The organism is Undibacterium hunanense, assembly GCF_014284335.1.
GTDB classification, from domain to species: domain Bacteria; phylum Pseudomonadota; class Gammaproteobacteria; order Burkholderiales; family Burkholderiaceae_D; genus Undibacterium; species Undibacterium hunanense.
Window position 1 is genome coordinate 1 of record NZ_JACOGF010000009.1, and the last position, 26748, is coordinate 26748.

At 49.4% G+C, this 26748-nt stretch carries 29 protein-coding genes, 1 tRNA gene, 1 pseudogene and 1 riboswitch; of the genes and pseudogenes, 8 read left to right on the forward strand and 23 right to left on the reverse strand.

The genetic code is table 11. The features are described 5' to 3' along the window. Positions 1-52: 52 nt before the first annotated feature. Together H8L32_RS17075 and H8L32_RS17080 are read right to left on the reverse strand one after the other, a co-directional pair. Positions 53-394 (reverse strand): YnfA family protein, encoded by a 342-nt coding sequence (locus H8L32_RS17075; RefSeq protein ID WP_186948484.1) that lies wholly within the window; start codon positions 392-394, stop codon positions 53-55. 1 nt (position 395) lies between these two features. Next, positions 396-899 (reverse strand): MerR family transcriptional regulator, encoded by a 504-nt coding sequence (locus H8L32_RS17080; RefSeq protein ID WP_186948485.1) that lies wholly within the window; start codon positions 897-899, stop codon positions 396-398. Positions 900-994: 95 nt separating this feature from the next. Here H8L32_RS17080 and H8L32_RS17085 point away from each other — a divergent pair, with 95 nt between their 5' ends. Beyond that, complete coding sequence (locus H8L32_RS17085) at positions 995-1282, forward strand: hypothetical protein (protein WP_186948486.1); 288 nt, start codon at positions 995-997, stop codon at positions 1280-1282. Then, positions 1269-1649, forward strand: coding sequence for a hypothetical protein (locus H8L32_RS17090; protein WP_186948487.1), 381 nt, complete (start codon positions 1269-1271; stop codon positions 1647-1649). Before H8L32_RS17085 ends, H8L32_RS17090 begins: the two co-directional genes overlap by 14 nt. A gap of 180 nt (positions 1650-1829) precedes the next feature. On the opposite strand, the gene arsH is transcribed toward H8L32_RS17090, so the two are convergent. From arsH to H8L32_RS17130, 8 genes are all read right to left on the reverse strand, one after another. Further along, complete coding sequence (gene arsH, locus H8L32_RS17095; protein ID WP_186948488.1) at positions 1830-2567, reverse strand: arsenical resistance protein ArsH; 738 nt, start codon at positions 2565-2567, stop codon at positions 1830-1832. Then, complete coding sequence (arsC, locus tag H8L32_RS17100; protein WP_186948489.1) at positions 2533-2964, reverse strand: arsenate reductase (glutaredoxin); 432 nt, start codon at positions 2962-2964, stop codon at positions 2533-2535. Before arsC ends, arsH begins: the two co-directional genes overlap by 35 nt. A 19-nt stretch (positions 2965-2983) precedes the next feature. Next, positions 2984-3694 (reverse strand): MIP/aquaporin family protein, encoded by a 711-nt coding sequence (locus tag H8L32_RS17105; protein ID WP_186948490.1) that lies wholly within the window; start codon positions 3692-3694, stop codon positions 2984-2986. Continuing rightward, positions 3691-4191, reverse strand: a complete 501-nt coding sequence (locus tag H8L32_RS17110) for an arsenate reductase ArsC (protein WP_186948491.1) — start codon at positions 4189-4191, stop codon at positions 3691-3693. Before H8L32_RS17110 ends, H8L32_RS17105 begins: the two co-directional genes overlap by 4 nt. A gap of 53 nt (positions 4192-4244) precedes the next feature. Further along, a complete protein-coding gene (locus tag H8L32_RS17115; protein WP_186948492.1) occupies positions 4245-4727 on the reverse strand; it encodes an arsenate reductase ArsC in 483 nt (160 codons plus the stop codon). A 41-nt stretch (positions 4728-4768) separates the two neighbouring features. Next, positions 4769-5101: an ArsR/SmtB family transcription factor gene (locus tag H8L32_RS17120; protein ID WP_186948493.1), complete on the reverse strand. Its 333-nt coding sequence runs from the start codon at positions 5099-5101 to the stop codon at positions 4769-4771. Positions 5102-5343: 242 nt separating this feature from the next. Continuing rightward, a complete protein-coding gene (locus tag H8L32_RS17125) occupies positions 5344-6351 on the reverse strand; it encodes a PstS family phosphate ABC transporter substrate-binding protein (RefSeq protein ID WP_186948494.1) in 1008 nt (335 codons plus the stop codon). 72 nt (positions 6352-6423) lie between these two features. Then, positions 6424-7257: a hypothetical protein gene (locus tag H8L32_RS17130; protein WP_186948495.1), complete on the reverse strand. Its 834-nt coding sequence runs from the start codon at positions 7255-7257 to the stop codon at positions 6424-6426. 295 nt (positions 7258-7552) lie between these two features. On the opposite strand from H8L32_RS17130, the gene arsD reads away from it, so the two are divergent. After that, the gene (gene arsD, locus H8L32_RS17135) at positions 7553-7897 is read left to right on the forward strand and encodes an arsenite efflux transporter metallochaperone ArsD (protein ID WP_186948496.1); all 345 of its coding nucleotides are present in this window, start codon (positions 7553-7555) and stop codon (positions 7895-7897) included. 27 nt (positions 7898-7924) lie between these two features. Here the strand turns inward: arsD and H8L32_RS17140 are convergent. The 3 genes and pseudogenes from H8L32_RS17140 to H8L32_RS17150 form a co-directional block, all read right to left on the reverse strand. After that, positions 7925-9236: pseudogene (locus H8L32_RS17140) on the reverse strand (voltage-gated chloride channel family protein). A 79-nt stretch (positions 9237-9315) separates the two neighbouring features. Next, a riboswitch (Fluoride riboswitch) is annotated at positions 9316-9401 on the reverse strand. A gap of 229 nt (positions 9402-9630) precedes the next feature. Then, the gene (locus H8L32_RS17145; RefSeq protein ID WP_186948497.1) at positions 9631-10899 is read right to left on the reverse strand and encodes an MFS transporter; all 1269 of its coding nucleotides are present in this window, start codon (positions 10897-10899) and stop codon (positions 9631-9633) included. Between the two features lie 46 nt (positions 10900-10945). Continuing rightward, a complete protein-coding gene (locus tag H8L32_RS17150) occupies positions 10946-11677 on the reverse strand; it encodes a sulfite exporter TauE/SafE family protein (protein WP_186948498.1) in 732 nt (243 codons plus the stop codon). A gap of 243 nt (positions 11678-11920) precedes the next feature. On the opposite strand from H8L32_RS17150, the gene H8L32_RS17155 reads away from it, so the two are divergent. From H8L32_RS17155 to H8L32_RS17170, 4 genes are all read left to right on the forward strand, one after another. After that, on the forward strand, positions 11921-12235 hold the full coding sequence (locus H8L32_RS17155) for an ArsR/SmtB family transcription factor (RefSeq protein WP_186948499.1): 315 nt from the start codon (positions 11921-11923) through the stop codon (positions 12233-12235). 73 nt (positions 12236-12308) lie between these two features. Continuing rightward, positions 12309-13778 (forward strand): NAD(P)-binding domain-containing protein, encoded by a 1470-nt coding sequence (locus tag H8L32_RS17160; protein ID WP_186948500.1) that lies wholly within the window; start codon positions 12309-12311, stop codon positions 13776-13778. A 21-nt stretch (positions 13779-13799) separates the two neighbouring features. Continuing rightward, a complete protein-coding gene (locus H8L32_RS17165; RefSeq protein WP_186948501.1) occupies positions 13800-15014 on the forward strand; it encodes an MFS transporter in 1215 nt (404 codons plus the stop codon). A gap of 27 nt (positions 15015-15041) precedes the next feature. After that, positions 15042-15527 carry an arsinothricin resistance N-acetyltransferase ArsN1 family B gene (locus H8L32_RS17170; RefSeq protein WP_186948502.1) on the forward strand — a complete coding sequence of 162 codons (486 nt, stop codon included), beginning with the start codon at positions 15042-15044 and terminating at the stop codon, positions 15525-15527. Positions 15528-15833: 306 nt separating this feature from the next. On the opposite strand, the gene H8L32_RS17175 is transcribed toward H8L32_RS17170, so the two are convergent. From H8L32_RS17175 to H8L32_RS17215, 9 genes are all read right to left on the reverse strand, one after another. Continuing rightward, positions 15834-16970, reverse strand: coding sequence for a phage/plasmid replication domain-containing protein (locus H8L32_RS17175; RefSeq protein WP_186948503.1), 1137 nt, complete (start codon positions 16968-16970; stop codon positions 15834-15836). 173 nt (positions 16971-17143) lie between these two features. Further along, entirely contained in the window at positions 17144-18148 is a 1005-nt protein-coding gene (locus H8L32_RS17180) for an AAA family ATPase (protein ID WP_186948504.1), read from the reverse strand. A gap of 160 nt (positions 18149-18308) precedes the next feature. After that, the gene (locus H8L32_RS17185) at positions 18309-18605 is read right to left on the reverse strand and encodes a helix-turn-helix transcriptional regulator (protein WP_222619400.1); all 297 of its coding nucleotides are present in this window, start codon (positions 18603-18605) and stop codon (positions 18309-18311) included. Between the two features lie 118 nt (positions 18606-18723). Further along, a complete protein-coding gene (locus H8L32_RS17190; RefSeq protein WP_186948505.1) occupies positions 18724-19446 on the reverse strand; it encodes a transcriptional regulator domain-containing protein in 723 nt (240 codons plus the stop codon). A 64-nt stretch (positions 19447-19510) separates the two neighbouring features. Beyond that, on the reverse strand, positions 19511-20773 hold the full coding sequence (locus H8L32_RS17195; RefSeq protein WP_186948506.1) for a tyrosine-type recombinase/integrase: 1263 nt from the start codon (positions 20771-20773) through the stop codon (positions 19511-19513). 152 nt (positions 20774-20925) lie between these two features. Further along, positions 20926-21010, reverse strand: a tRNA-Leu gene (locus H8L32_RS17200). Between the two features lie 81 nt (positions 21011-21091). Then, positions 21092-22516, reverse strand: a complete 1425-nt coding sequence (locus H8L32_RS17205; RefSeq protein ID WP_186948507.1) for an MATE family efflux transporter — start codon at positions 22514-22516, stop codon at positions 21092-21094. Between the two features lie 2 nt (positions 22517-22518). Beyond that, a complete protein-coding gene (locus H8L32_RS17210) occupies positions 22519-24273 on the reverse strand; it encodes an ArnT family glycosyltransferase (protein ID WP_186948508.1) in 1755 nt (584 codons plus the stop codon). Between the two features lie 261 nt (positions 24274-24534). Further along, positions 24535-24804, reverse strand: a complete 270-nt coding sequence (locus H8L32_RS17215) for a type B 50S ribosomal protein L31 (RefSeq protein ID WP_186948509.1) — start codon at positions 24802-24804, stop codon at positions 24535-24537. 534 nt (positions 24805-25338) lie between these two features. Here H8L32_RS17215 and H8L32_RS17220 point away from each other — a divergent pair. Then, positions 25339-25968, forward strand: a complete 630-nt coding sequence (locus tag H8L32_RS17220) for a trimeric intracellular cation channel family protein (protein ID WP_230412280.1) — start codon at positions 25339-25341, stop codon at positions 25966-25968. Here the strand turns inward: H8L32_RS17220 and H8L32_RS17225 are convergent. Further along, a complete protein-coding gene (locus H8L32_RS17225) occupies positions 25965-26645 on the reverse strand; it encodes a TetR family transcriptional regulator (protein ID WP_186948510.1) in 681 nt (226 codons plus the stop codon). The genes H8L32_RS17220 and H8L32_RS17225 overlap by 4 nt on opposite strands. Positions 26646-26748: the final 103 nt, after the last annotated feature.

Genomic DNA, 26748 nt, shown 5'->3' on the forward strand with positions numbered 1-26748 from the left:
TTGTGGTGCCTGCTGTTTATTTAATATTACGTCGGCAGCAGGCAAAGTCTGATTAGCCTGCCTTGTGCCCGATCGCAATCACACCAGCGCCCAACAAGGCGAGCCCAACTCCAATGTAATCTGTCATCACAGGCTTAATGCCATCGACAGCCCATAGCCAGCCAAGCGCGGTGGCGATATAAATCGCACCATAGGTAGCATACACACGGCCGCTGGCCGAGGGATGCAAGGTCAGCAGCCATACAAATACGATCAGACTGATAGCGGCTGGAAGGAGTAGCCAGGCGCTACCTTTTCCAGTAATCCAAAGCAGCGGCAAATAGCAACCCAGGAGTTCTGCAATAGCCGTTGCAAAAAAAAGTCCGAAGGTTCGCCCGATATTGATCCAATCCATCTCAACCTCTCTTTACGTTGACGAAGCCGGGGCTGTCTACTGCCCCCGCCATTGCTGCACCGCCACCACATCCCTTACTAGTAGGGTTGGCAATTGACGACAAGCTCTCAATAATTGTGCAATCACTGGCTGTTCCACTGCAGCAGGCAGCATTGCAGCTTTCGACGAATATCTCCAAGTTCGCCTCTAACTGACGGAACTCGGCAATCTTCGCTCGGACGGTGTTCAAGTGCTCTTGCGCCAGGTCGCGCACCTCGCTGCAGGCACGGTCTCCATTTTCAAACAAGCTGACCAGGTTGCGTACCTGGTCGATGGGGAAACCAAAGTCCCGGCATCGCTTGATGAACAAAAGACGCTTGTGATCCGCATCTCCATAATACCGTCGCCCGTTTGTCGCACGGGTTGCATGCGGCAGCAAGCCTATCTCTTCGTAATACCGAATAGTCGGGACAGTGCAATGCACTTGCTTGGCTAAAGCACCAATCGATAAATTCTGAGTTTCCATTATTTTCTTTCAATAAGCGCTTGATCCTCAAGTTACTTGAGCATGTACAGTCTTAGCAAGCACTTTTTATCAGATATACCAAACAGGAGGAAACGATGAAGAAGTTTTTGAAAGGACTTGGATTGCTCGGTGGTACTGCTGCGGCATGTGTGGCCTGCTGTACAGTGCCGATTTTCATGGGGCCGCTGCTCACCTGGATTGGCGTAACCCTTGGGTTCGTTTTTTCACCCTGGTACTTGCTTTTGTTAGCTATCCCCGCGCTGCTGATGTTCATGAAAAAGCTGCACAATCAAACTTCACGGGCAAACCGTGCTACTGCTAATGCCTGCGGCTGCAATACGACGCCGCCAAGCACAGACAGGAATAATAATGGCGTCCAATAAGCCTGCGCCCATTGCGTGCACGCTGTCGGCCATGGAGTTTAAGGGCCGTGCAGCATCGATTGCCCAGTTAACCGCGACATCATTATTGTCACATCGGATCGACGGTTGCACTGCGCATTTGCTCTATCGCCAAGACGCAAAACAAGCAGTCGAACAGCTAGTGCAGCAGGAGCAGTCATGCTGCGGTTTCCTCAGTTTTGAGATGGGACAGTCGTCTGATGGCATTACGCTGTCCATTACAGCACCGCCGGAAGTCCAAAGCGATGCCGAAGCGCTATTCGCACACTTGCTTCCGTCTCAGGAAACGTATGTCGATACTGCTGGCGCCAATGAAACTCGAAGTTGTGGCTGCGTCTATCGTTGTTGAAACTGGGCACAAGTTCTTGTTGAATCTCTCGTCGAGCCAAGTCTTTTCTGTGGTTGTGACGGTAGTGTGGTTGGTTTTACTGGTAAGAGCGTACAGCATATTAAAATGCTCAACCGCAGCTCTTCGTGCGGGTGAACTGTACATTGATGAGCTGGAACAGAATCTGTTCCAGCTTGTTACTCAGATAGCCCTTTGATTGACACGCTTGGACAATTCTTCCGCAGTCTCTTTACGTTCACTATACCTGTCCACCAGATAAGGTGACACATCACGCGTCAGCAAGGTGAATTTCATCAGTTCTTCCATGACATCAACAACGCGGTCATAGTAGGCCGATGGCTTCATGCGTCCTGCATCATCAAATTCCATGAATGCTTTTGCAACGGATGACTGGTTAGGGATGGTGATCATGCGCATCCAGCGGCCCAGTATGCGCATCTGGTTAACGGCGTTAAAGGATTGCGAGCCACCAGAAACTTCCATCACCGCCAGGGTCTTGCCTTGAGTTGGTCGTACTGCACCGACCGACAAAGGTATCCAGTCTATTTGCGCCTTCATGATGCCCGTCATGGCACCGTGGCGCTCCGGCGAAGTCCAGACCATGCCTTCGGCCCACTGCGCCAGCTCACGCAGCTCTGCAACCTTGGGGTGGCTATCTGGTGCTCCGTCCGGTAGTGGCAATCCACTGGGATCAAATATCCGCACCTCGCCACCCATGGCTTCAAGCAGACGCGCTGCTTCCAGCGTCAACAGCTTGCTGTAGGAGCGTTCACGTAATGAGCCGTACAGCAGCAGGAAACGTGGCGCGTGAGTTGATGCTTCGGCTGGCCTGAGCTTAGCTGGCTCAGGCATATTGAACAATTCAGCATTCAGGCTGGGCAGATCAGGCAGCATTGTTGACACGCTTACCCTCTGCATCAATGACTTTCTCGCCGTCTTCTTTGGTAAATTCACCCAATTGTGGCAGAGGCAGGATATCCAGTACTTCCTCCGATGGACGGCAGAGTCGTGTTCCCATTGAGGTCACGACGATAGGACGATTGATCAGGATGGGATGTGCCATCATGAAATCAAGCAGTTCATCATCAGTCCATTTGGTGTCATCCAGATTCAACTCTTCGTAAGGCGTACCTTTTTTGCGTAATAGTGCCCGTACTGGCGTACCCATGGCGGCGATCAGTTCCACCAGCTTGTCTCGGCTGGGTGGATTGATCAGGTATTCAATGACTTCTGGCTCTGCACCGGTATTGCGTATCAGCGCCAGGGTATTGCGCGACGTGCCGCACTTGGGATTGTGGTAAATGGTAATGGTCATAGGTGTCTGTCCGAAATGATTATTTGCCTGCAAAATCGCCAGGGGCAACCGTACCGGCTACTGTGGCATCTTTGGGTGGTGCCGGGTAAAGCCAGCAAAATACCAGCGTTGCCGCAGCCGCACCCAGCAATTGGGCAATGATGAAACCTGGCGCATCTGCCGGACGAATTCCAGCAAAGGTATTGGTTGCAGCCCTGGCCAGCGTCACTGCCGGATTGGCAAAAGAGGTCGAAGAAGTGAACCAGTACGCGGCGGTGATATAAGCAGCCACCGCAAATGGTGTTACTGCCGGACGGCTACGCGAGCAGCCTATGATCACGGCGATCAGGCCGAAGGTCGCGACAAACTCACTCCACCATTGCGCCATGCCAGTACGCACATGCTCAGATGCAAAGAACAGCGGGTTTTCAAACATGCCATGCGCAGCAGCGACACCGGCAAAGGCACCCAGTACTTGCACCAGGATATAAGGCAGCACCTCTTTGCCGGGCATATTCTTCTGGAATGCTTCAGATAGCGTCACTACGGGATTGAAGTGCGCTCCCGATATCGTGCCAAACATCAAGATCAGGGCGATCAGGCCAGCACCCGTGGCAATCGCATTCGCCAACAAGGCGATAGCGACATTGCCGCCCGCCAAGCGTTCAGCCATGATGCCAGAACCCACCACCACGGCCAGCAGCATGGCCGTGCCCAGACCTTCAGAAACCAAGCGTCGTGCCATGCTCATACTTTGGTCGCCCCTATCTGGTCGAGTTCTCTTTGCAAGGCGAGCTTTTCCAGTTTATTGATAGGCAGGCTCAAGAAAATATCCAGCCTGGTTTTGATTTCACGGCAGATGCGGGCAAAGGTATGACGAACTTCCTCTTCTGAACCCTTTGCTTCAGCCGGGTCTTGAAAGCCCCAGTGTGCTGTCATAGGCTGACCTGGCCAGAAAGGACAAACTTCACCCGCCGCCTTGTCACACACCGTAATCACAAAATCCATGTGCGGTGCCTCTGCTGAAGCAAACTCATCCCAGCTCTTGCTCCGCAAACCGGATGCACCAAAACCAAAGTGCGCAATCTGCTCGATTGCCATCGGGTTGACAACACCACCTGGGTGGCTGCCAGCGCTATAGGCTTTGAACCGGCCTTTGCCCATGGCATTTAGCATGGCTTCCGCCATGATGCTGCGGGCAGAATTGCCAGTACATAAAAACAAGACGGTATAGATTTTTTCGCTCATGGAGTTCTCCTGATGGCTGGGTACGACTGGAATGAAGGTGAGTAAAGGCAGTTTTATGCAGGGATCAGGCCGCCAATACGGTCAAGCTCTTCCTTGAACTTTTGCTTGTCTTGCGCCAGTGTTTCCAGTGGCAACGCCAGGAATGCCTCGATACGGGCACGCAAGATACGGTAAGCAGTCATGAAAGCAGCATCGATTTCTTCGTCAGTGCCTGTCGCATGTGCCGGGTCTTCCACACCCCAATGTGTGCGCAAGACTGGTCCCAGATAAGCTGGGCAGGTTTCACCCGCAGCGCTGGCACAGACGGTAATGACGATGTCCGGTGTCGCAGGCAGGTTGTCCCAGGACTTGCTGACATAGCCTTCTATCGAGATGCCTTCACGTGCCAGCAGCGCCAGCGAACGCGGATGAACCTGACCGGTCGGCTTGCTGCCTGCACTCATGGCTTTCCAGCCAGCCGGTGCCAGATGGTTGAAAGTGGCTTCACCAAGGATAGAGCGGCAAGAATTGCCAGTGCACAGAAATAAAACGTTCATAAGTCGTCTAGAGATAAGTGAGAGGGATAACTACTGGTGTTTTATGCTTCAGTAGTGGCGCATTGCTGCGCCTGTATTGGTGTGCAGGGATTGCCGCCACAGCAGTTTTCTGTCAAAAAGCCCAACATCTGGTTCATCGTAGTGATGTTCGCTGAGTAAATAACGAAGCGCCCAGCCTGGCGCGATTCCACCAGGTCAGCATGGGACAGCTCTTTCAGATGGAAAGACAGGGAAGATGGCGGTATGCCTAGCTGCTCGCTGATCTTTGTTGCCGCCATGCCTTCCGGGCCTACCTGCACCAGCAAACGGAACACGGCCAGACGGGATTCCTGCGCCAGTGCTGCCAATGCCAATAAGACTTTTTTAGTTTCCATGATCTGCGTATCAAAAGGTTGAGTCGCTTAGACTATATTTCTATATTAATGGAAATATAGAATTCAAGTAAAGCGAAATCACGCAATCGCCAGAAATTATCGATATAGCCAATCTGAGCTAAACACCAGGGCGATCAGGATTGCCGATGCGACCCAGACCCAGCGGGCTATTTTGATAACAGTACGTTTTCTGAGATAAATGACGTTCATGGTTGCTCTCCAGGCAATATCTTGATATTTGATTATTCCTTGGGGTCACGGCGTAACAGGTCGGCGATCTTGACACCGATTTCTGGTTCTCCACCAAAAGCGGTGCCTGTCTTCTTGCTGTTAAAGTTCAGCATGGCATGCTTGTAGTCTTTGTCAGTCAGCGGGATGTACTTTGCTTCCTTGACAGACTTCTGTGCATTAGCCAGATAGAAATCAACAAATCCTTTTACTTCAGGACGTTCTGCTGCTTTGGCACTGACGTAAATGAAGATAGGACGAGACAGCGGTTGATAGCTACCATCAACCACAGACTGTACCGATGGTGCTACCGCAGGCTTGCCAGCTTGATGGACGATGGGGACAAGTTTGAGTTTCTTGCTGTTTTCGACATAGTAGGCGTAGCCGAAGTAACCGATGGAATTGGGGTCACGTGCAACACCTTGCACCACGACGTTGTCATCTTCCGAAGCGACATAGTCAGTCCGACTGGATTTTGTTTTGCCAACGATGGCATCAGTAAAGTAATCGAAAGTTCCGGAGTCGGCACCGGCACCAAACAGCTTGATTGGCGTATCCGGCCAGGCAGGATTGATTTGCTTCCAGCGCATGATCGTGCCCTGGGCTGCTGGCTCCCACATCTTTTTAAGTTCTTCCACAGTGATTTTGCTGAGGAATTTGTTTTTGGGATTCACCACGACGGTCAGAGCATCAAAGGCAATCGGCAGCTCCATATACTTGATGCCGTTCTTGGCGCATTCTTCCATTTCTTTCTTGAGGATAGGCCGGGATGCATCAGAGATATCTGTCTCACCTTTGCAGAACTTCTTGAAACCACCACCAGTGCCAGCAATACCGATGGTGACTTTGACAGCGCCACCCTTGCTGGCCTGATAGTCGTCGGCAACGGCTTCTGTGATCGGGAAAACCGTACTGGAGCCATCAATCTTAATAAAGGTCTGGGCGCTGGCTGGCATTGCGACGCCAGTGGTCAGCGTCAGGATGACAAGAGAAGTCAGATAATCGAAACGGAAGTTTTTCATGAAATTTCCTTGGTTTGCATGTGTGAGTGTGTCAGTGGGTGTGATGGCTGAGCATGCCCAGCCAGCGTTGCGTCAGTATTGCCAGCGTGCGGTATTCATTTTGTCTATGGGCATGGAATAGCTCAGATGCACCAGCTCGATCATCTGCTCAGCGATACGGTCGCTGGTCGTTGCGATGCTGCGCAAGTCATTGGCGCTATTTGTCATGGAAGCCAGGGCTGATTCATAGAACAGCCATTGGCCGCGAGCGACCTCGACCCGGGCTTTGAGTTGCTTGTCGGATTCTGCTTCTGCGGTCAGCAAGTCCAGGCCATTCTTGAATTCGATCCGCGACTGGTTCAAGTCCACCTGCAAGCCTTGTTTGGATGCCATGGACTTGTCCAGCGACCTGAGCAGGATGATTTTTGCCATGCGCTGTGCCAGCGATGCCTGCCGGAGTGCCAACGCGGCCAGACGTGAGCTGCTTTCACTGGCATCTACTTCCAGAGAGAAGGACAGGAAATTCAGCTTGTTCAGCAAATCCTCATTCACGTCATACATCACACCGGCATTGGCCGCAGTTAGCTTGGGCAGACCATCGATCTGGTCTGTCAGCGCAAAATTTGCCCTCGTCAATGCTTTGCTGGTCTTGGCTGACTTGTCGCTGAGTCCACTCAGTTCCTGGCGCATGCGGGCAATGGATGCAATCGACCTGTCCAGTTCTTTGCGTGCTTGGTCACCCAGGATGCCCAAGGCAATCTGCAAGCTGAGCTTGTAGCTACGCTCAGACTCAATGCGGCAGATACCCGCAGTCAACAAGCCACCGCCGTTGGCAGGGACTGGCGGCTTGGAAAAGGCGGCGCGGGAATCGATGCACATCATCAAGGAAATGACGGCAACGAACTTTCTATTAAAAATGGGATGCATGGCTATGCTCAATCAATTTATATCGTGAATAAAATATGCTTTTACATTACTGCAATTCTATAAATATGGAATTGATTGTAAGGCTTGAGCATGACAGCCTTGTTACACCAATGTTGCTGCTTGAGCTTTAGGGGGCTTCCCAGCAATTGCATGTTGCTCTGCAAGAATGAGAACAGCATAAATTTGATCACGATCAAGCTTACGCACATCCTGTAAATTTGCTTTTATAATTCCACTATTATGGAAATGATGCATTTAAAGAGTCAGCAGAAATCCACGGTAAAGGAAGTGTTTTATGACAACAATACAAGTATTTGACCCAGCGCTATTCTGTAGCACGGGTGTTTGCGGTGTCGATATTGACCAGCAATTAGTCAATTTTCCTGGGGATGCCGATTGGTTGAAATCTCTAGGTGGAGTCGTTGAGCGCTTCAACCTGGCCCAGCAACCCATGGCATTTGCTGAAAACCTCATTGTGAAAGGATTCTTGGAGCGCGCTGGTCAAGAAGGTTTGCCAATGATATTGGTCAATGGTGAAATCGCGCTGACAGGTCGCTATTCAAGACGCGCTGAACTTATGCCAGAAGCGTGTTGCACCGGCTTTAACGGACAAGGGAAAGTACAAACGGAGTGCTGTTAATTCATTCATGTCGAGTAATTGGTTAGCTTATTCCTGGGATTCTCTGTTGGCTCTTTTTATCTCTTGCACGCGGTAGGACGGGAATTCACCCAGCTTCATGCCCTCCGGTACATAGAGATGTTTTGAATGTCCCACTCTCTGCGCTCTGTAAATGCCCGTGTGCCCTGAAAACAGATAACTGATAACGCATGCAAGTGCTGCATAGGGACCTATTTGCGGACCAAATAATTCCAGCGCCATGACTGTAGAAGCAATTGGCGTATTCGCGGCCCCTGCAAATACCGCCACAAAACCCAGCGCGGCCAGTGTAGCAAACGGCATTTGCAGCAACGGCGCCAAGGCATTCCCCAGCGTTGCCCCGATATAGAACAGTGGTGTGACTTCTCCCCCTTTGAAGCCAGTTCCAAGGGACATCACGGTTAATACTAACTTGCCCACAAAATCGGTCCAGACCAAAGGATGCTGGAATGACTCCACTATCACTGGTATGCCCAGGCCAGTATATCGTTGCGTGCCAACGAGCCAGATCGCCACTGCCACCACTATCCCACCAAAAAAAAGGACGTAATGGCGCATAGGGGACGCGTTTCTTCATAAAGTCGAATAAACCGTGTGTGGCATTGGCAAACAGCATGCCGACAAGTCCAAATACAATGCCTGCTATCAGGGTCGCCAACAAAGTCCAGGTAGTGATCGCTGGAACCACCCCGGCGCTGTAGTGGGTGTGATGCACTCCCCACAACAGGCCGACCTGGTCTGCAACCACTGCCGCCACGAAGCAAGGCAGGATGGCGTCGTAACGCATACGTCCAATTGCCAATACTTCCAATCCAAAAATTGCACCTGCCAAGGGTGTCCCAAAAACGGAAGCAAAACCGGCACTGATCCCGGCCATGATAAGCAGCCTGCGCTTTTGCGCTGGTATGCGAAAAACACGCGTCAGTTGATCTGCCAAACTGCCTCCCATTTGCACCGCTGTACCTTCCCGACCAACAGACGCGCCGAACAAGTGAGATACCACTGTACTGATTAGTACAAGAGGTGCCATACGTAATGGAATGACTTTTTTAGGATCATGTATTTCATCGATAATGAGATTATTCCCAGCCTCGACATGCTTGCCAAAATGAAAATACACCAAGCCAACAACAAAGCCTGCCGCTGGCAGTAAGCAGATGATCCAGGCATGGGATTCACGCCAGGAAGTCACATAGTCGAGTGAAAACAGGAAGAAAGCTGAGGCAGTGCCAGAAAGTACTGCAACAATGACCGCAAGTAGTAACCACTTTCCCATATAGGGAAGCAGATCGATTTGTTCAGGTTTGTTTGAATGTTTCATAGAACCAGGATTTAGTTGAAATAAAACCTGGTCATATATTTGCCTTGGGCAAAAACCTACAGCTTCCCGATGACCAGGAACGTCTGTAGGCATCATCAGCTACCCGAGATATGCGAGTGGCGGTTCGTATAGACTAACCGGAGGAATGCCATCTCCGTTTTGCGTAGCAAATATTACCAAGTTTCATTCAGTAGGACAAATATTTTACTCAAGGCCCGCATCAGATAAACCCAACTTCGCCTTTAAATAGTGGTGTGGTCAGCATAACCTGCATGTAAGACAAGCTTATCCTAGTAGCTTGTAATGTGCCGGGTGGAAATGTCGAAAATAAAGCATTTGATCAGCACGTAAAGAAAACTGCACAACACTGCACAAATGGATGCACTTATGTTGTTCACGATGTTGTATGAACATCGAGTCTAGCTAACGCAATAGTACCCGCAAACATCAACACTGCTGCCAGAGCGAAACTAAGTAAGGGAGACAGGACGGTCCACAACACGCCAACAGCAGTACTGGATATAAATTTGGCGATGCCATTGACGGTTCCCAAGGCACCAATACTCATCGCCAGCGTATCACGGCTCACCATATGCGCGGTGACGGTCGATTCCAGTGCTTCCTGGATGGCGACATATAAACCTGCAATGAAGAAAATACCAGCCAGCAAAGCCAGACTATCGACTTTGAACCAGAATGCCAGCGCCGTCAGTATTGCTGTCAGTGCGCCGAGTCCGTAACCGATCACTAGAATAGGCAATGATCCAAAGCGATCAGCCAGTACTCCCACAGGAAAAGAAACTAGAACCTGAACCACATTGCGCCAGACATACAGCAAGCCTGCTACTTGTGCCGCGTGCAGAACACCCATAGAAGGTGTCATCAATTGAGTCGCTGCCAATATCAGCAAACTATGTGAAAAATCACCCATGCCAAAGATACCAACCGCTGCCAGATAACGTTTGAAACGCAAAGGTAAACTGCGCAATGCACTGAAAAACTTTAATGTCGGGTTGGGGGAATGCTCAGGGTCTTGCACCAGGGTCAGGAAAGCAAGTACTGCTAGCACACCTGGTATGACACTTAGCCAAAGTACAAAACGAAAAGGTCCTGTGGCATCATCCCAGTGCCAAGTTTGCGCCCAACCAAGTAAGGCGACACCTAATAATGGTCCCAATACAGCACCGACAGTATCCATTGCCCGATGGAAGCCGAATGCTCGACCACGAGTTTCAGTACTGACCGCTTGTATCACGATGGCGTCTCTGAGAGGGCCACGCAAACCTTTACCGAACCAGGACACCAGACGTCCCAGCAATAACAAAGGCCAACCTGCTGCCAAAGAAATCAGGAGTTGCCCTAATGGAGTGAGTCCATATCCAAGCAAGACCAGCAACTTACGATGACCAAGCTTGTCAGCGATATAGCCGGAGATCATTTTTGTGAAACTGGCGACCGCATCAGCAATACCTTCAATTGCGCCGAGCGCAGCGGCAGGAATACCCAGCACAGCGAGAAAACCTGGCAAAATGACTGTCGTTGTCTCGTAACAAAAATCACCCAACGCGCTGGTCAAGCCAGCCCCCGCCACTGTGCGGTTAAACCAGCTTTTTGCTGTGGGTGATGACGTTATTCCAGGCGTAGCCTCTTCATTTGCATTCATTTTATTTTTCCTTGATGTGTGACAAGGAGCAGGTTTGGTTTGTAACTTACGTTAGCAGCATCTTGATGCCAGCAATAATTAAAGCACAAGCCAGCAAAGATAATATCGCAGGGCTCGCCAATCGCTTGCTACCATAATCAGCACCAAGATAACCACCGGCCACTGCCGCAACGGCCCAAACAGGCATAGCGTCTGGAAAAGTGATATTGGTACTCATCAGACCAAATAAAGCTGCCAATGAGTTTACCAGGATGAACGGTGCTGCCACGCCAGACGATTCACGCGCCGTTGCCCAGCCTGCGAACAGCAGCAAGGGACTCAGGAAAATTCCCCCACCAACACCGGTCAAACCGGACATCAATCCAATGCACGCCCCTGCGAATATTAAATAAACCTGACGGCCGCGGCGCACCGTTTCCGTTGAAACCTGCGGTTTCCACAATAGACGCCAGGCTGCGTAGATTAATACGATGCCTATCAGTGGTTTGTAATAGTGGGATGGCAATTGCAGTCTGCCTCCGACAAAGGCAGCCGGAATTGCCAGCAGGGCGAGAGGCCAAAACAGTGTCCACGAAAAAAAACCAGCACGTATGTACTTGACCGTCGCAATTGATGCCACAAGGATATTCAGTGTCAGTGCAGCGGGCTTCATTTCAGTTGGAGCCAGGCCGAACAATGCCATTGCCGCCAGATATCCTGAAGCACCGGCATGTCCCACCGCTGCATAAAGCGCTGCTGCAATAAAAATCAGTGTAGGCAAGCCTATTTCTAACAACATTAAATATCTCTTTTTAGTATTTCAACATAACCGCCAACGTAATTCACATCGCCTATATTTGGGGAGTGTGAAGTGTACACGGCAGTTCAATAAGGCAATACAAAATAAATACGGATTAATCGTCATATTTCCCTAATGATAATTTATGTATTGAGCAACTTCGACAACACCGAGAAACTTAAATTTCTTGACAGCCCATTTCCTTGTGTTATCCTTTATTCGTAATTTAACGAATAAAGCCTTATGTCGAACAATTGCTGCACTACTGAACCCGCCGCTCTGGATATTGAATTTAAGCCAGATGAGATTGCTTTACTATGCAAGGCATTGGGGCATCCTGCCAGGGTCAAGCTGCTCAAGCATCTGTCAAACTATGGTGAGTGTTTTTTTGGAAGCCTGACGGATATCCTGCCTTTGGCGGCATCCACCATATCGCAGCACGTCACCATCCTGAAAGAAGCTGGTCTTATACTCGGCTCGTCAGATGAGCAGCGTGTTTGTTATTGCGTCAACGAAGTCCGACTGGCGCAATTCAAGAACTTAATCGCAGGTTTATAAACACATATTTTTTTGTCTTCATATTCGTTATTCGACGAATAGCAAATTGATGTAATCATTCTTGGAGGTCATGATGAAAGTACAGACAAATGCATTACCAGTCGCAGTGATCGGCGCAGGACCAGTTGGACTGGCTGCTGCTGCACATTTACTCTTGCGCGGACAAAAGCCGTTGATATTTGAAGACGGTTCGTCCGTTGCCGCGAACCTGGCCAGCTATCGTCAGGTGCGACTGTTTTCTCCATGGCGCTTCAATCTCGACCAGGCATCCGTTACTTTACTGGAGCCTACAGGCTGGATCAAGCCTGATCTGGAAGGCTTACCGACTGCAGGAGAGATGATAGATCAATACTTGCAGCCGCTTGCCCAGTTACCAGCCATTGCTGAAGCGCTGCACTTTGAACACAGGGTAGTGGCGATTAGCCGTCAAGGCTATGACAAAGTCAAAACCAAGGGACGAGATGACGCGCCATTTGTCTTGCGCGTACAGACGCCTGATGGTGAGAAGGAATATCAGGCCAGCGCCGTCATTGATGCCAGTGGCACCTGGTCACAGGCAAATCCTCTGGGAGCCAATGGCGTCCCGGCACTTGGCGAACAAAGAAATGCTGCCCACATCACTTACGGCATGCCTGACATACTTGGTGCCGAACGCCAGCGCTTTGCTGGTAAACGTGTCCTGGTCGTTGGTACCGGCCATTCAGCCGCCGGCAATCTGCTGGCTTTGGCGCAACTGGCAGAACAAGTGCCAGGAACCACGCTGCTATGGGCTATCCGGGGCAACCATGTTGCCAAAGTGTTTGGTGGTGGCAGCGCTGATGGCTTGCCAGCGCGGGGGCAGCTAGGTTCCCGTTTGAAGGCATTGAAAGAATCCGGGCAGTTGAGCTTGTACCGAAATTTCCAGATCAGGGAAATACGCTCTCAAGAACACGGCATTGAGGTCATTGGCGAAGTTCATCAAGGCGAAACGCCGCTCATTTCTGGCATAGATGAAATCATAGGCGCTACCGGTGCCAGACCCGACCTGAGTCTCAGCCGGGAATTACGCGTGCGTTATGACCCCTGGCTGGAAAGTACGGATGCATTGGCTCCCTTGATTGATCCCAATGTCCATAGTTGCGGCACGGTGCGCCCGCATGGTCACCGTGAGCTGGCGCATCCAGAAACCGGCTATTACGCAGTAGGTGCTAAAAGCTATGGCCGTGCACCGAATTTCCTGATGGCGACGGGCTATGAGCAAGTACGTTCTGTCGTGGCTGCACTGACTGGCGACCTGGCCGCAGCAGACCATGTGCAGTTGATCTTGCCAAAAACCGGCGTGTGTAGCACGCAGCCAGTCTATGAGCTACCAGAAAAGGATGCAAATGCCGGGTGCTGCGGTGGTGCCGCACCGACAGGCTCGAATGCTTGCTGTGTCCTTGATGCCGATGAAAAAGCCAAGGGTAATGCTGGCTGCGGATGCAGCACACAGGAAGGGACACAAGCATCGACGCCAACGGCCATACCTGCACCTGTCAAGGCTAAATCCAGTTGCTGTAACTAACCCTTTTTGATCGCGTCTCGTATGAACCAGCAATTTCACGCCAGAAAAACCATCGCTATCCTGGCATTTACGCAAGTCGCCTCCTGGGGATCACTGTATTACGCCATTTCTATCCTGGCACCTGAAATCCTGAAGGAGATGAGATGGTCAGCAGAAATCGTGTTTGGTGCATTCTCCTGGAGTCTGCTGGTCGCAGGACTGGTATCGACGCCAATAGGTATCCTGCTGGATCGTCATGGTGGGCGGCTGGTGATGGGCAGCGGTTCTCTGGTTTGCGCCATTGGCATGATCATTCTCAGCTTGAATCATTCAATGGCAATTTATTTCCTGGCCTGGTCATTACTCGGACTGGGAATGGCGCTGACTTTGTATGAGGCGGCATTTGCGACCATCAACCGCAGCTTTCTGACGAATAGCCGCCAGGCAATTTCGACACTCACGCTGTTCGGCGGCTTTGCCAGCACTGTTTTCTGGCCACTGACGTTGAAATTGAATAGCCTGATAGGCTGGCGCGATACCTATCTGCTCTATGGTTTGGTGCAGTTGGCGGTGTGTTTTCCGTTGCACATGATGCTGGGATCACCAAAGAGCGGGGAGGCGCTTGCCAGTGTGCAAAGCAAGTCATTACCTGTGAAGCGCAGCCATACCCTGGCCGAAGCCCTTCGCCACCCGGCTTTCTGGAAGCTGGCACTGGCGTTTTCAGCGAATAGCTTTGTCTTCTCGACGATGTCAGTCCATCTGATCCCCTTGCTTGGCAAGTTCGGCCATGCAACGACCTGGGTCGTGATGATGACAGCCATGATAGGCCCTATGCAAGTAGCTGGCCGCCTCGGTGAAATGACGTTTGCCAGGCATGCCTTACCGCAGACAGTCGGCAAGTGCATCTTTGCGGCATTGCCAGTGGCATTGCTGGTGCTGATCACATTTGGCACGCAGCAATGGGCAGTGGCATTGTTCTGCATACTGTACGGACTGAGTAACGGCATTTTGACGATAGTGCGCGGAACGATTCCACAAGCCTTGTTCGGACGAGAAAATTATGGTGCCATATCCGGGGCACTGGCTGGCCCTGCACTGATATCCAAAGCAGCAGGCCCGCTTGCCATGGCGGTTGTCGCGCAACAGACTGCTACACCTTACCCGTTTCTGCTGATACTCTTGCTTTTTACTATCGTCTCTCTGGGTTTCTATCTGGCTGCGATCAGACTAGAACCTGTGAGCATGGAAGCCATTTAGCCATTCTCCATTACGAACCTCAACATCATGATAAGAACAGTCACACCTGCCGATGCAGCAGCCATCATCGCGATCTACAACCACTACATTGCCACGACCACGATCAGCTTTGAAGAGAATCCGGTGTCAGAAGAAGAAATGGCACAGCGCATAAGAGATGTCACCGCGAATATGCCCTGGTATGTGGAAGAACAGGATGGTCAGTTGGTGGGCTATGCCTATGCCACGCCATGGCGGGTACGCAGCGCTTACCGGTTTTCTGTGGAAAGCACAGTCTATGTGTCGCCTGAACATCCACGTAAAGGAATTGGGGCCAGGCTATATCAAGTGCTGTTAAACGACCTGCGTGATAGCGGTATCCACGTCGTACTGGGCGGCATCGCCCAACCCAATGCTGCCAGCGTGGCGCTGCATGAAAGGTTTGGATTCGAGAAGGTGGCGCACTTCAAGGATGTTGGCCGCAAGTTTGAGCAATGGGTGGATGTGGGTTATTGGGAGCTGAAGCTGAATTAAATCTATAGATAAAGGGATGTATCCATATCAAGACTTGGCATTTGCATCTTATCCGGCAGAGATGCTACAAAAGGTAATACATTACGGTCTTTACGTATCTGACCGACATTGCAAAGTAACAATGATAATGTATTCATATCCAAATGGTTCTTATGTTTTAATCATTTATCTAGAATTATTTGTTTCTTCCGATAATTATCACTTATCGGAAGTAATTGAGTGGAAGTTGTTAAATCATATACAGAGCGCTTTGTAGTGAAATATGAACATGGCACCTAAATGTACTTGGGTGCCATGTTCAGAATACTATCTTCCAGTTGCATGATTAAAACTGTTCAGCCATGACTTCTCGTATTGTGTCCTGCCATCAAGCTCGGTCTGCTTTGAGGGGGCATAAATGAAACCATCTTCAATCGCCCAATCAGGTGTGTTCAGCTTGTTTTTAGACGCAATCAATGTTGTCCAATTTATACCGTTTTTACTTGGTGACGGGATTCGAGAAACATCAATGCCATAAGTTGTTAGCATACGTTTTCGGAAACGGAAATAGGTTGCTGGAGCATCGAATACTTTTCGTAGAGGTTCGCCATGTGACCACAACATCAATAATCGACGGTCGTCTTGATTTCCGAGAGTTTTCAGCGATATATCAAGGGCGTCCACCGAGGGCATATCCGTGATAGAAACGCTGTCTAAGGATTGACGATGTATTGCGGCTGCAGTTTCACAATTCCATGATGAACCGATATCCAAACCCTTAGATTTTAGTCCGCGTTTAAAACGAGTTTCGATCCGAATACTGTCTTCTAAATACTTGATTAGGCGGTCAAATTGAATACCGGTTCCGATGCGGTCAATAGACTTTTTTTCAAGCTCTCCTAGAATGCACAGTTTGTGTTTTTGCACTTCATTTTGCAATTGGTATTGTTTGTCATAAACAATAATTTGACGGTCACGAGAGTTTGGCCAAATTCGGATGCCTACACCTTTTTGAATTGGAGTTATGCCTAAGGCTTGTGGGGCATACCGACGCATATTATCGCAAAAGGAATTGATTGAAGCTGTTGGTATCCTGTAGTACTCGGCGATGTGCACTTCGTGAACAAAATATGTACGATCTTTTATTGCCTGTCTCACCGAACTTGGCATTTTTATTTTTAATGTCTTAAAGCACAGTTCGATTGACTTGCTTACCAGCGGATGCAGTTCATTAATTCCAAGTCCATTGTGGCATTGAATTAACTTCAGTGGACAGCCGCTAAAGCGTATTAGCTGACCTTGGTCTTCTATCCGCACTTCAAAACTGGGTGCGTGTTTGTTGACTTGAATTTTAGTTGGCGTGAAAGATTTCGACTTTACTTTGCTGGCATGAGTAGTTTCTACTGTTTTTCCTAACACTGGTAAGTCGTTACCTTTCACTGTAATGTTGAAATAGTCAATCATGGTAAGCCATATGGATATGTTTATGGATATGTTGGCAGCGAGCACAGTCGTTTTAAGGCCAGTAGTAGTCGGATATAACTGACGATAGCGATCTCCATAGCTCTACTATCGAGAGTGCATACATAAAGCTAAAAGCGCGCCTTGGTGCAAAAATGCGCGCGCTAGTGCTTGCATTACTGCATCGTCGATTTTGCAGCCTTCAGGTGACGATTGACCGTTGAGCGGTCAATTTTCAGCTGATTGGCAATCTCTGCGCTCGACATATTATTTGCTTTCATACTAATTATTTTCGATGCTATTGCGCTAACAGAATGGCCACGTGAGTATTCCCATTGCAATTCACCCTTTGTCGATTTTGCCATTACAACCGTAATTGGCAATGCTTCATCGCTAGCCAGGTGACGTTTTTTTTCCCATGTCATCTGTATGCGCAGAGATCCATCGGTACTCTTGTTGTCGACTGGATTGAGCGAAACTGACCAGTCGAGAGCATCTTCATGGCGCGAGCTACCACGCTGACCTCCTTTCTTTCCAGAGTGATGAACAACGATGACGCAGCGACCAGCATGTTTGTGGGCCAACATCCATTTTGCTAGAGGAGCAAATGCTTCAGGTGTTTCACGACCGTCACCGCTCCATGCGGAATAATTATCGACAATGACAACATCCCATTCTGTACCAATCATTTGATCAATTTGTGTTTGTCCAACAGGATCCGTTATTGATGGCATTAAGCCAGCAAAAGATTCCGGGGTGAAAATTGACAGATTTTTTGGAGGGGGAGTGTCCAAACTGTCGCACATCATTATTAATCGATCTTTGAATGAAGATATATCCATCTCTCCGTCTAAATAAATCACGCGACGTTGTTTAAATGGATGATGGTCCAAAAATGAAACACCTGAACTTATGGAGATCGCGATACCCATCAACAGCCATGTCTTACCACAACCACGAGGACCATAGAACATGCCAGTTTGATTGGATAAAATCAATTTTCCCCAGTGTTTTTTGCGATTTGGAACGCTGATTTTTGTAAGGGCTTCTGCTGTCATGAGCATCATCTTTTTTGTGGGCTCAAATTTAATTATTTCGGTTTGTTGTCCTACCGATTTATTTTCCTTTTTTATAGTGCGCTCTTTAGTCGGTTTTTTAGATGTTTTAACTTTTACTGTCATTTGTTTTTCTCGATGTGGTGTTCGATAGATACCGTGCCACGTGCTAAGTAGGTTGTGATGAATTACGAGCATGTGTGACGCTCTAAGCACTATTTACAGCTGGCACGCGTTGACTTTTAAGGTCATCCAATTTTTACAATTAGGACGAATCTTTAAGTCCTCACTTATTTTGGATATGTCCATTGATCCATTGATCAATCTCAGTTTCTGAGAAACGGACGGCGCGAACGCCAATCAAGTAAGGTTTAGGGAAAATACCCTTCTTGATATACGCGTAAATGGTTGAGCGAGAAATTGTGCAACGAATTTGAACTTGTTTAATAGATATCAAATTCGGCGCAGGAATGTTCTCTGGATATTTTGATTTGTCGTTGCTAGCCACAGCTGAAATTTCAGACATGCAGCGAACGTGTTCAGAATCGACGATTGCTGGAACGATTAATTGAAAAGAGGTCATAGATACTCCAAAGTAGTTGAACTTGCGCTGGCCGGCACAGTTCCTATCTTCGTTGAAGTATGTTTTTTCATCTAGGGAAAACGGTGAGCTACCTAACTTTCCATTGGCAAAATGAAAACTATGTTTTTTCTCCCACGTAGATATCTTTACTTGTGGGTTTTCCTGAGTGTAGTGGTAAGGACATGTATTTGTAATTGGCGTACTCTTCTGCCTGTTTAATTCTATGTTTTACAGAGTCTCGTAGTTCAGTGGTAGTTTTACCTTCAGATTTTTTGGGTTCAATCAGCTGCGCGCACTGAGCTATTTTGTATCCAGCAGCACGTGCATCCAATAGTCGTATGTAAATTCCAAAAGTCTTTACGCTATGGTTAAAGTGGGCAGGTTTTTTTCCGCGTATTTCGCTATATTTATCTAACCGGTTTTTCAATATTTTTTCTGCATCCCTTAGCTGCTTGTCAAATGCTTTGATATCGGTAATCGCTTTATTTAAATCGAATCGTATTAATATCGCTCCAGGAATTAGCTTAATTTTCTTTAATCTTTTTGGAGATTCTTCAATATTGATATTTGTCCAGATCGATAGTTTTTCTGTTTCAAACTTGGGAAAGCCGTAGTTGCCTTTGTACTTGTCTTTAAAATCTTTAAATTTTAGCAAACCAAATTGCTGGGCTATCGCTTGTTTTTCATCTTCGGATTTGTCTTTAGCGTTATTGCATGCTTCAATGAATTCATTATTCCTGCGTAGAAATTCCCAAGCCCACCTTCGATAGGTCCATCTAGATAGTCCTTTATATCTGTCGATGGTGGCACCATCTGGTCTCGGTTTCTTTTTGGTTATCACAGGCATAGTTTTGTAATTAAATTCACAGCAGGGTTATCAAATTGGGATTTTTGTATAGATTAATCTAGCGTATTGCACTATTTGAACTGATTGCAACATGTTTAATGCTTAATACTTTTTCCGTATTCTTGAGTGTATCCAGATAGGTTGACCAAGCCTTCATCATCTCCCGTCGATCTTCAAGATATTTTGCTTTTTGGTACTTGCCTTTTACACCTTGGACTAAGTGTGAAAGTTGGCGTTCAATTTTATCCTCTCCCCATCCAAGTTCAGCAAGCGCGGTAGCTGCCGTATGGCGGAAACCATGTGGCTGGATTACCTCACTTGAGTAGCCAAGTGTTTTGAGGGCTTTGTTTATTGTTCCGTCACTGATTGGTTTTGCACCAGAACCAGCGCTAAAAACATATTCACCAAAACCAGTATAGGGGCGCATAGATTGAATTATTTGTATAGCCTGATCCGAGAGTGGAACGATGTGATCAATTTCAGTTTTTGTGACCAAATAGCGCCATTCCTTGCTGATAAAATTGATGTCTTTCCACTTCGCTTGTCGCAGTTCACCTGGTCGCGTAAATACAAGTGGCAGTAGTTGAAGTGCAGCCTTGGTTGCTGGCGAGCCGACATAGCGGTCAATATCGCGCATTAACTGGCCAAGAAGATTTTGGTCTACGATGTGTGAGAAGTTCTTGCTAACATGCTTTTCGAGTGCGCCCAGTAGATCATGCGCAATGTCTCTTTCTGCTCTGCTTGTTTGGATTGCATATCGCCAGAGACCGGACATTAGTGTTCTAACGCGGTTGGCTGTTTCTGTGACGCGTTGGCCGCGATTATTTTTACGAGATTCGATGCGGCGTAAGCATCTGAGTAGATCAATCGCTTTGATTTCGGCGATTGGTTGTTTCCCAAGGTAGGGGATGAGGTCGTTTTCTAGATATGCTTTTGTTCTGGCTTTGTGTGTTTCTGAGAGCGGCTCTATTTTGATTCTGAACCATTCCCATGCAACTGCTTCAAAATTATTCGTTGCCGCTTCTATTTTTGCAACTTTCTTCGCTTTCTTGCTTTCGCTCGGATCAATACCTTCAATAATTAATTTCCGAGCTTCGGTTCTTTTTTCGCGAGCATCTTGGAGTGAGACTGTTGGATATTCTCCGAAACTGAGACGGTTGGCTTTTCCGTTTTCTTGCCGGTACCGCATACGCCAGATTTTCGAGCCAGTTGGAGAAATCTCTAAATTTAAACCGCCACCGTCAGCCAGAGAATATATTTTGTCTCTCGGCTTAGCGTTGCGGATTTTGGTATCCGTGAGTGGAATCGCTAATTTTGGCATTTTGTGTCCATAAGAATTATGGACACAATTATGGCCACAAAAAACGTGGCTGGCAATAAATCTGCTTGGACGCTAATAAACAAAAAACCCGCGTTCTTCATAGAGAAACACGGGTTGATTTGTATGTTACTGGATGTCTTAAAACATCTAATTGGTGCCGAGAGCCGGAATCGAACCGGCACGCCTTGCGGCGCGGGATTTTGAGTCCCGTGCGTCTACCTATTCCGCCATCTCGGCAACGCAGACCGAAATTATGACAGAGCTGTCAGATTTTTGCAAGCGACCGCTTATTCCGGGGGCTTTCTGTTTGTGTTCAGCTTATGGGCTGATGTCCGGGCGTTCAAATTTTACGTTCCGGCGCCACATGGCGGGGGTGGGGAAGCGTTTTTGGACGATGCGCAGGTAGTACCACAGGCTGAAGGCAACGATGGCCAGGCTGGTGCTGTTGGCCATCCAGAAACCGGCGGCACCATGCAGAAATGCGGGGCTGATGTGGTAGGGGTCCAGGCCCATGATAAAACCGCCGCCCAGGCCGCAGCCCCATAGGGCAAAGGCGTACAGAATCGTGGGGACGATGGCGATTTTATAGGCGCGCAGGATGAAGGCGGTGGTGACCTGTATCGCATCAAAAATCTGGTACACGGATATAAAGGTGAACAGGGGCAGGGCGGCTGCAATGATCAGGGGGTTGGATGTATAGGCATGCAGGATAAGGCCACGGCTGAACCAGATGGTAATGCCTATGGGCACGGCCAGCATGGCTGCCAGGATGATGCCGGCGTTGCCAGTCACGCGCGCTGCCTGCATTTGTTTGGCACCGATGGCTTGTGCAACCAGGGTGCCGGTAGCACTGGCGATGGATAGAGGCAACATGTATAAAATGGTGCCGAAGTTGGCGGTCAACTGGTGGCCAGATACTGCCACTTCACCCAGCCTGGCGATAAACAGGGCCATGAAGGCAAAGGCGGTGACTTCGATCAGATAGCTTAAGCCCATGGGTATGCCAAGGTTAAGCAGGCTGCGTAGGGCTTTCCAGTTGGGTTTGACAAAGCCGCTGCCAAACAGGGCAAACACATCGTAATATTTAACGTGCTTGAGCATGAGCCAGCCGGTCAGCAGCATCAGCCAGGCATTGACGGCAGTGGCAGCCGCACAACCGGGGCCGCCCATGGCGGGTATGCCCAGGCCACCAAAAATAAACAGGGTGTTGAGAGGGATTTTAATTGCCAGTGCTGCCAGTTGTATGGCCATGACCATTTTGGGGCGGCCCACTGCATTGTTGAGCGCACCATAAATACGAAAACCCAGGGTGGCGGGCAGGGCAATGGCCAGTATCTGCAAGTATTGTGCGGCCTTGTCGTTCAGTGTTGGTGATGCCTGGGCGATGGATAGTAAGCCATTCGGGAAGAGTAAAATCAAACAGCCTATGCAGGCCAGAAAAAGGCCCAGCCATACGCCCTGTTTGATTTCTGCACCTATCTGTTTGAACTTGCGTGCACCAAACAATTGACCAACGACGGGGGAGATGGATTGCAGTATGCCGTTAAGGCCAACAAAGATACTGACATAGATCGATATGCCGATGGACAGTGCCGCCAGGTCAGTCGCTGAAAAGCGCGAGGTCATGGCGGTGTCGATCACCCCGTTGCCCACCACGGCCATCTGGCCCACCATCATGGGCCATGACAGTGAGGCGATGCGTTTGATATTGCCGCTAAGGGTGCTGGGATGTTCGAATTTCATGACTATTTACGCTGGTACAGGGTAAATACTTCATCATTGTCGGCGGCACGGTGACCAAACCAGATGGCGGTCCATTCTTCGGCCTTGTATTCGGCTGGCAGTGCCAGTTCCTGATCCTGGGTTTGATTCTGAGATTGAGCTTGAGTTTGATGGGCACGTTTGCTGTTTTGTATCAGCAGCAAGCGACATTCATTGTCTGAGAATCCGGCAAATTTTACTTTGCCAAAATAGGCAAATGAAGCGCGCTGTGAAGGGCCTATCAGTGCCTGTATGCAGTCATAGTTGGCGGGCAGGTTTTTGGCCAGTTCTTGTGACAGAGGGGCATAACTGATTTTCTGATTGGCCCATGGCAGCCATAGGCTGAGCAACAGCAGCCAGCATAAAATCACGCCACCGCTTGACAGTACGACGGCACGCCACAAGACGGCGGGTTGGCGTGATATGCGCCAGTACACCAGACGGAACCAGGCGACGGTGGCAACCATGGCGATGAGCATGACAAAGGGGTTGAAGCTGGTTTTGTAACCGGGGGCCAATATGGCGGCCCTGTTCGCCCAGTTGCCTGGCCAGCCGGTCTGGTCGGCTATCCAGGCAAACCAGATGAAACCGGCGACGGTGGTAAATACAATGACAGAGAACCAGTCCACGGCATTAATCGCGCTGCGCTTCATGGTCGGCAAGCCAAATGCGGCGAGTATGGCCAGCGGTGGCAATATGGGTAAGAGCAAGGCTTCTTCTGATTGCGTGTTGACTACAGTCAGTACCGCAAAGCAAATCAGAAAGCTGACAGGCAGTGAAATATGCAGGGCTTTTTCTTGTTTGCGCCAGGCATAAATAGCCCATGCTGCAAAAGGCCAGGCAGGCCAGCTAAACCAGATGCCGTTGCGGAACAGATAGCTGATGCTTTCTGCATTCGGTATATTGAACTGACGATAATTCCAAAGCATCCAGGCCTGATAAGGCGAGCTGTCATACGGATGCAGGACATTGATGGCAGTCAGCCAGATGGCGGCTACGGCGCAGGCAATCGGCAGGCTGATCAGGGCCAGGTATTGCAGGGGCTGGCGTTGCTGACGATAAGCACAGGCAGCCAGCAGGCTGATGCATAAAGCGGTGGGCAGCACCCAGCCCCTGGTCAGTACCAGCAAACCGAAGATGATGCCGATTTTGATGGCAGTCCGTTTGCTGGGGTCATCCAGCAGGCGCACGCAAAAATACAGGGTGCAGGCGATCAGGGAAATTTGCAGGGTTTCTGCACTGGTTTCGTGGCTGCGTACCAGCAGGCCCAGGCAACCCAGATAAATCAGCAGGGCGCCGTCAGCCAGGGTACGGCCAAAGTCCTTGGGTTCGGGCTGGCCACCAAAGGCCAGTTTCAAGGGCTGTGCTTCTGGCCTGCGGCCCAGCAGATAGGTGGCATACCAGACCGAGAGGCAGCCCAGCAGAAAAAAGAAGCCAGTGCTGAGGCGGGCGGCCATGGGTTCGCCCACTAACCAGCCAAATAATTTAATACATATGGCACCCAGCCAGAATGCCAGCGGGCCTTCTTCAGGCATAGGCAGGCCGACGATGTGCGGCCACAACCAGTCGGCCAGGGTGCCATGGGCCATGGTCCACATGATGCCAAAGCCGGCGGCATCGTCACCTTTCCATGGGTCGCGGCCTATCAGGCCGGGCAAGATATACAGGAGACACAGGGCGAAGATTCCCCAGCGCGGTAGCGCAACTGTTGCGGCAGCAGGAAGTCGGACTGGCTTCATATCTTTATGATGGAAGGAAAGGATGCTTATTGTAGGGTAAAGCGTTAGTAAAAAAGGCAGCCAGGGCTGCCTTTTTTAATTTAAATCACGGGATAGACGCATAAGCACGCATAGTGCTATACCGGGATGCATATGGAGTCCGCATGGAGTCTGTATAAGATTCACAGGCAGTACCGTATGCTTGCCGGCTGGCGCTGCGCCGCAAAAAATGTGGGCAGCGCGCTACAGTGGGTGTGCTTAAGCGGTGTTTCCCTGCGCCGATTAACCGGCGGCGACAGAAGTCTTGGAACCGACTTTGCCGAACTTTTGGCGGAATTTTTCAACGCGGCCAGCAGTATCAACGATTTTATGTTTACCAGTGTAGAAAGGATGGGATTCCGCAGAAACCTCGATCTTTACCAGTGGGTATTCTTTACCTTCAAACTCACCTTTGTCACGGGTGTTGATAGTTGAACGTGTGATGAATTTGAAATCGCAAGAAACGTCGTGGAACAACACTTCGCGATAATTTGGATGGATGCCATCTCTCATGTTTGCCTCGAAAATAGTGTAGGTAGCCAATAAGCACTTCGTCGGTCGCCCAGCTTCTTGACCCGATTGCATTATCACTTGCCAAAGGTTAATTAATTGTCTGGATTCTGGTTGCCCAAAATGCCAAGCCCATGATTATACAATGAAAATTAAGGTTTTTGCGATGGGGTTTTGTAGGCTAGGGTCATAGAATGTTGCTTGTTGTGTGCTTTTTCTGTTCTTTTTGTTATAAATTTTATCAGTGTGCAAAGAAAGTCGCTGGGCTCCTGCCTCCGCAGGAGCGACGAATTTGAGAGCAAGGCTGTTCTAATAGCCTTCAGGTTTTTGCCTCCTCATTGCATTTCTCTGTGGTGCAGTAAGAAATTCAAGCAACATGTTGCCTGCTTACGGAACGATGATCTTTTGCAAAAAAGTCATTTCTCCCTCTATGCCTCTGTGGTGAGAGGTCTTCATCTTAAAAGGCCGGCAAATCTATCCCATTCCTGTCCCGCTTGCTAAAATCCCACCTCATAAATCAAGTCCTGAAGGAGAACCATGACGACGAGCTATCTGGGTATGAGTTCGATGCTACATAGTATTGAAGTCGCCGGGATACTGGCTTTTGCCAGTTCGGGGTTTATTGAAGCCAGGCGCAAGCGCATGGATGTGGTGGGGGTGTTTACGGTGGCGTTTATTACTGCCTTTGGCGGCGGCACGCTGCGTGATCTGCTGCTGGACAGGCGGCCACTGTTTTGGGTGGAGAATCAGGAATACCCCATCCTCATCTTCGTGATATCGCTGATTGCCATTCCCTTTTTGCGGCATTTACGCAATGCCGTGACAGAAAGCGCGATCGTGCTGGCGGATGCGCTGGGGCTGGGTTTGTTCAGCGTGACCGGTGCTTCACTGGCGCAAGAGGCGGATATGCCGATGTTTGTCTGTGTGATGATGGGGGTCATTACCGGCATTTTTGGCGGGGTTTTGCGCGATATTATCTGTAATGAGATACCGCTGGTGTTCAGGCGCAGTCATTTGTATGCGACCTGTGCTTTTGCCGGTTGCTGGGCTTATCTGCTATTGAACTGGCTGCAGGTCAGCGAGGCGGTTGCGCTGGGGTTTGGCGTAGGCATCTGCTTCGTACTGCGCATGTTGGCAGTACGTTTTGACTGGAAATTACCGGTTTAGGCTTGATTGACCACCAGCCGCATAGTGCATGCCTGTTCCGCAGGGCGCGGTTTTTTTAATGGCGGGCGGGCGACCAGTCCGGCCAGGAATATATCGACCATGTCCTCTGCATGCTGCATCAGGCAGTAGGCGGAGGTATCTTCCAGCCATTCGTGAACGATGCCGATAACGTAAGCGTGCAAGGCTTGCATGGCGATCCAGGTATCGGTGTCGGCGTGCAGGGTGCCCTGATCAACCGCTTTCTGGATCAGTGCTTCGACTTTTGCCAGGCATTCAATACGTTTTTCGCTTTCGGCAGAGAAGAAGATCAGTTCACTGTTTTTTTCGCAACGATGAAAAATGATGTCAAATACTTTTTGCTGATGCTCATTGCCGGTGACCAGATTCAGAAAGTGTATATTCAGTTGCCTGATACCTGCCAGGGGGTCTTTGTGTGGAGTTGACGCAATTTCATTGAGCATTGCTTCCATGGGCAGGAAGGCGCGGTCACACATGGCTTGAAAGAGGGCGTTTTTGTCTTTGAAATGCCAGTAGATAGCACCGCGCGTCATGCCTGCTGCAAGAGCAACATCATTGAGTGTTGTACTGGTCACACCTTTTTCGGCGAATACTTTTTCAGCAGCGTCGATCAGCGTATTATAAGTTTCTTGCGCTTCTTCTTTCGTCTTTCTGGCCATCTTGTTTCCTTTGCGTACGTCGCGGATTAATTTGCTGGTTAATTTGCAGATTAATGATCGCTGCGCACAATTTTTACGTCGTCTCTTCGTTATAGTATTTAAT

Bases quoted from the DNA above. Each gene is read 5' to 3' on its own strand.
- H8L32_RS17075 (WP_186948484.1), bottom strand. From the start codon at position 394: ATGGATTGGATCAATATCGGGCGAACCTTCGGACTTTTTTTTGCAACG.
- H8L32_RS17080 (WP_186948485.1), bottom strand. From the start codon at position 899: ATGGAAACTCAGAATTTATCGATTGGTGCTTTAGCCAAGCAAGTGCAT.
- H8L32_RS17085 (WP_186948486.1), top strand. From the start codon at position 995: ATGAAGAAGTTTTTGAAAGGACTTGGATTGCTCGGTGGTACTGCTGCG.
- H8L32_RS17090 (WP_186948487.1), top strand. From the start codon at position 1,269: ATGGCGTCCAATAAGCCTGCGCCCATTGCGTGCACGCTGTCGGCCATG.
- arsH (WP_186948488.1), bottom strand. From the start codon at position 2,567: ATGCAGAGGGTAAGCGTGTCAACAATGCTGCCTGATCTGCCCAGCCTG.
- arsC (WP_186948489.1), bottom strand. From the start codon at position 2,964: ATGACCATTACCATTTACCACAATCCCAAGTGCGGCACGTCGCGCAAT.
- H8L32_RS17105 (WP_186948490.1), bottom strand. From the start codon at position 3,694: ATGAGCATGGCACGACGCTTGGTTTCTGAAGGTCTGGGCACGGCCATG.
- H8L32_RS17110 (WP_186948491.1), bottom strand. From the start codon at position 4,191: ATGAGCGAAAAAATCTATACCGTCTTGTTTTTATGTACTGGCAATTCT.
- H8L32_RS17115 (WP_186948492.1), bottom strand. From the start codon at position 4,727: ATGAACGTTTTATTTCTGTGCACTGGCAATTCTTGCCGCTCTATCCTT.
- H8L32_RS17120 (WP_186948493.1), bottom strand. From the start codon at position 5,101: ATGGAAACTAAAAAAGTCTTATTGGCATTGGCAGCACTGGCGCAGGAA.
- H8L32_RS17125 (WP_186948494.1), bottom strand. From the start codon at position 6,351: ATGAAAAACTTCCGTTTCGATTATCTGACTTCTCTTGTCATCCTGACG.
- H8L32_RS17130 (WP_186948495.1), bottom strand. From the start codon at position 7,257: ATGCATCCCATTTTTAATAGAAAGTTCGTTGCCGTCATTTCCTTGATG.
- arsD (WP_186948496.1), top strand. From the start codon at position 7,553: ATGACAACAATACAAGTATTTGACCCAGCGCTATTCTGTAGCACGGGT.
- H8L32_RS17145 (WP_186948497.1), bottom strand. From the start codon at position 10,899: ATGAATGCAAATGAAGAGGCTACGCCTGGAATAACGTCATCACCCACA.
- H8L32_RS17150 (WP_186948498.1), bottom strand. From the start codon at position 11,677: ATGTTGTTAGAAATAGGCTTGCCTACACTGATTTTTATTGCAGCAGCG.
- H8L32_RS17155 (WP_186948499.1), top strand. From the start codon at position 11,921: ATGTCGAACAATTGCTGCACTACTGAACCCGCCGCTCTGGATATTGAA.
- H8L32_RS17160 (WP_186948500.1), top strand. From the start codon at position 12,309: ATGAAAGTACAGACAAATGCATTACCAGTCGCAGTGATCGGCGCAGGA.
- H8L32_RS17165 (WP_186948501.1), top strand. From the start codon at position 13,800: ATGAACCAGCAATTTCACGCCAGAAAAACCATCGCTATCCTGGCATTT.
- H8L32_RS17170 (WP_186948502.1), top strand. From the start codon at position 15,042: ATGATAAGAACAGTCACACCTGCCGATGCAGCAGCCATCATCGCGATC.
- H8L32_RS17175 (WP_186948503.1), bottom strand. From the start codon at position 16,970: ATGATTGACTATTTCAACATTACAGTGAAAGGTAACGACTTACCAGTG.
- H8L32_RS17180 (WP_186948504.1), bottom strand. From the start codon at position 18,148: ATGACAGTAAAAGTTAAAACATCTAAAAAACCGACTAAAGAGCGCACT.
- H8L32_RS17185 (WP_222619400.1), bottom strand. From the start codon at position 18,605: ATGACCTCTTTTCAATTAATCGTTCCAGCAATCGTCGATTCTGAACAC.
- H8L32_RS17195 (WP_186948506.1), bottom strand. From the start codon at position 20,773: ATGCCAAAATTAGCGATTCCACTCACGGATACCAAAATCCGCAACGCT.
- H8L32_RS17205 (WP_186948507.1), bottom strand. From the start codon at position 22,516: ATGAAATTCGAACATCCCAGCACCCTTAGCGGCAATATCAAACGCATC.
- H8L32_RS17210 (WP_186948508.1), bottom strand. From the start codon at position 24,273: ATGAAGCCAGTCCGACTTCCTGCTGCCGCAACAGTTGCGCTACCGCGC.
- H8L32_RS17215 (WP_186948509.1), bottom strand. From the start codon at position 24,804: ATGAGAGATGGCATCCATCCAAATTATCGCGAAGTGTTGTTCCACGAC.
- H8L32_RS17220 (WP_230412280.1), top strand. From the start codon at position 25,339: ATGACGACGAGCTATCTGGGTATGAGTTCGATGCTACATAGTATTGAA.
- H8L32_RS17225 (WP_186948510.1), bottom strand. From the start codon at position 26,645: ATGGCCAGAAAGACGAAAGAAGAAGCGCAAGAAACTTATAATACGCTG.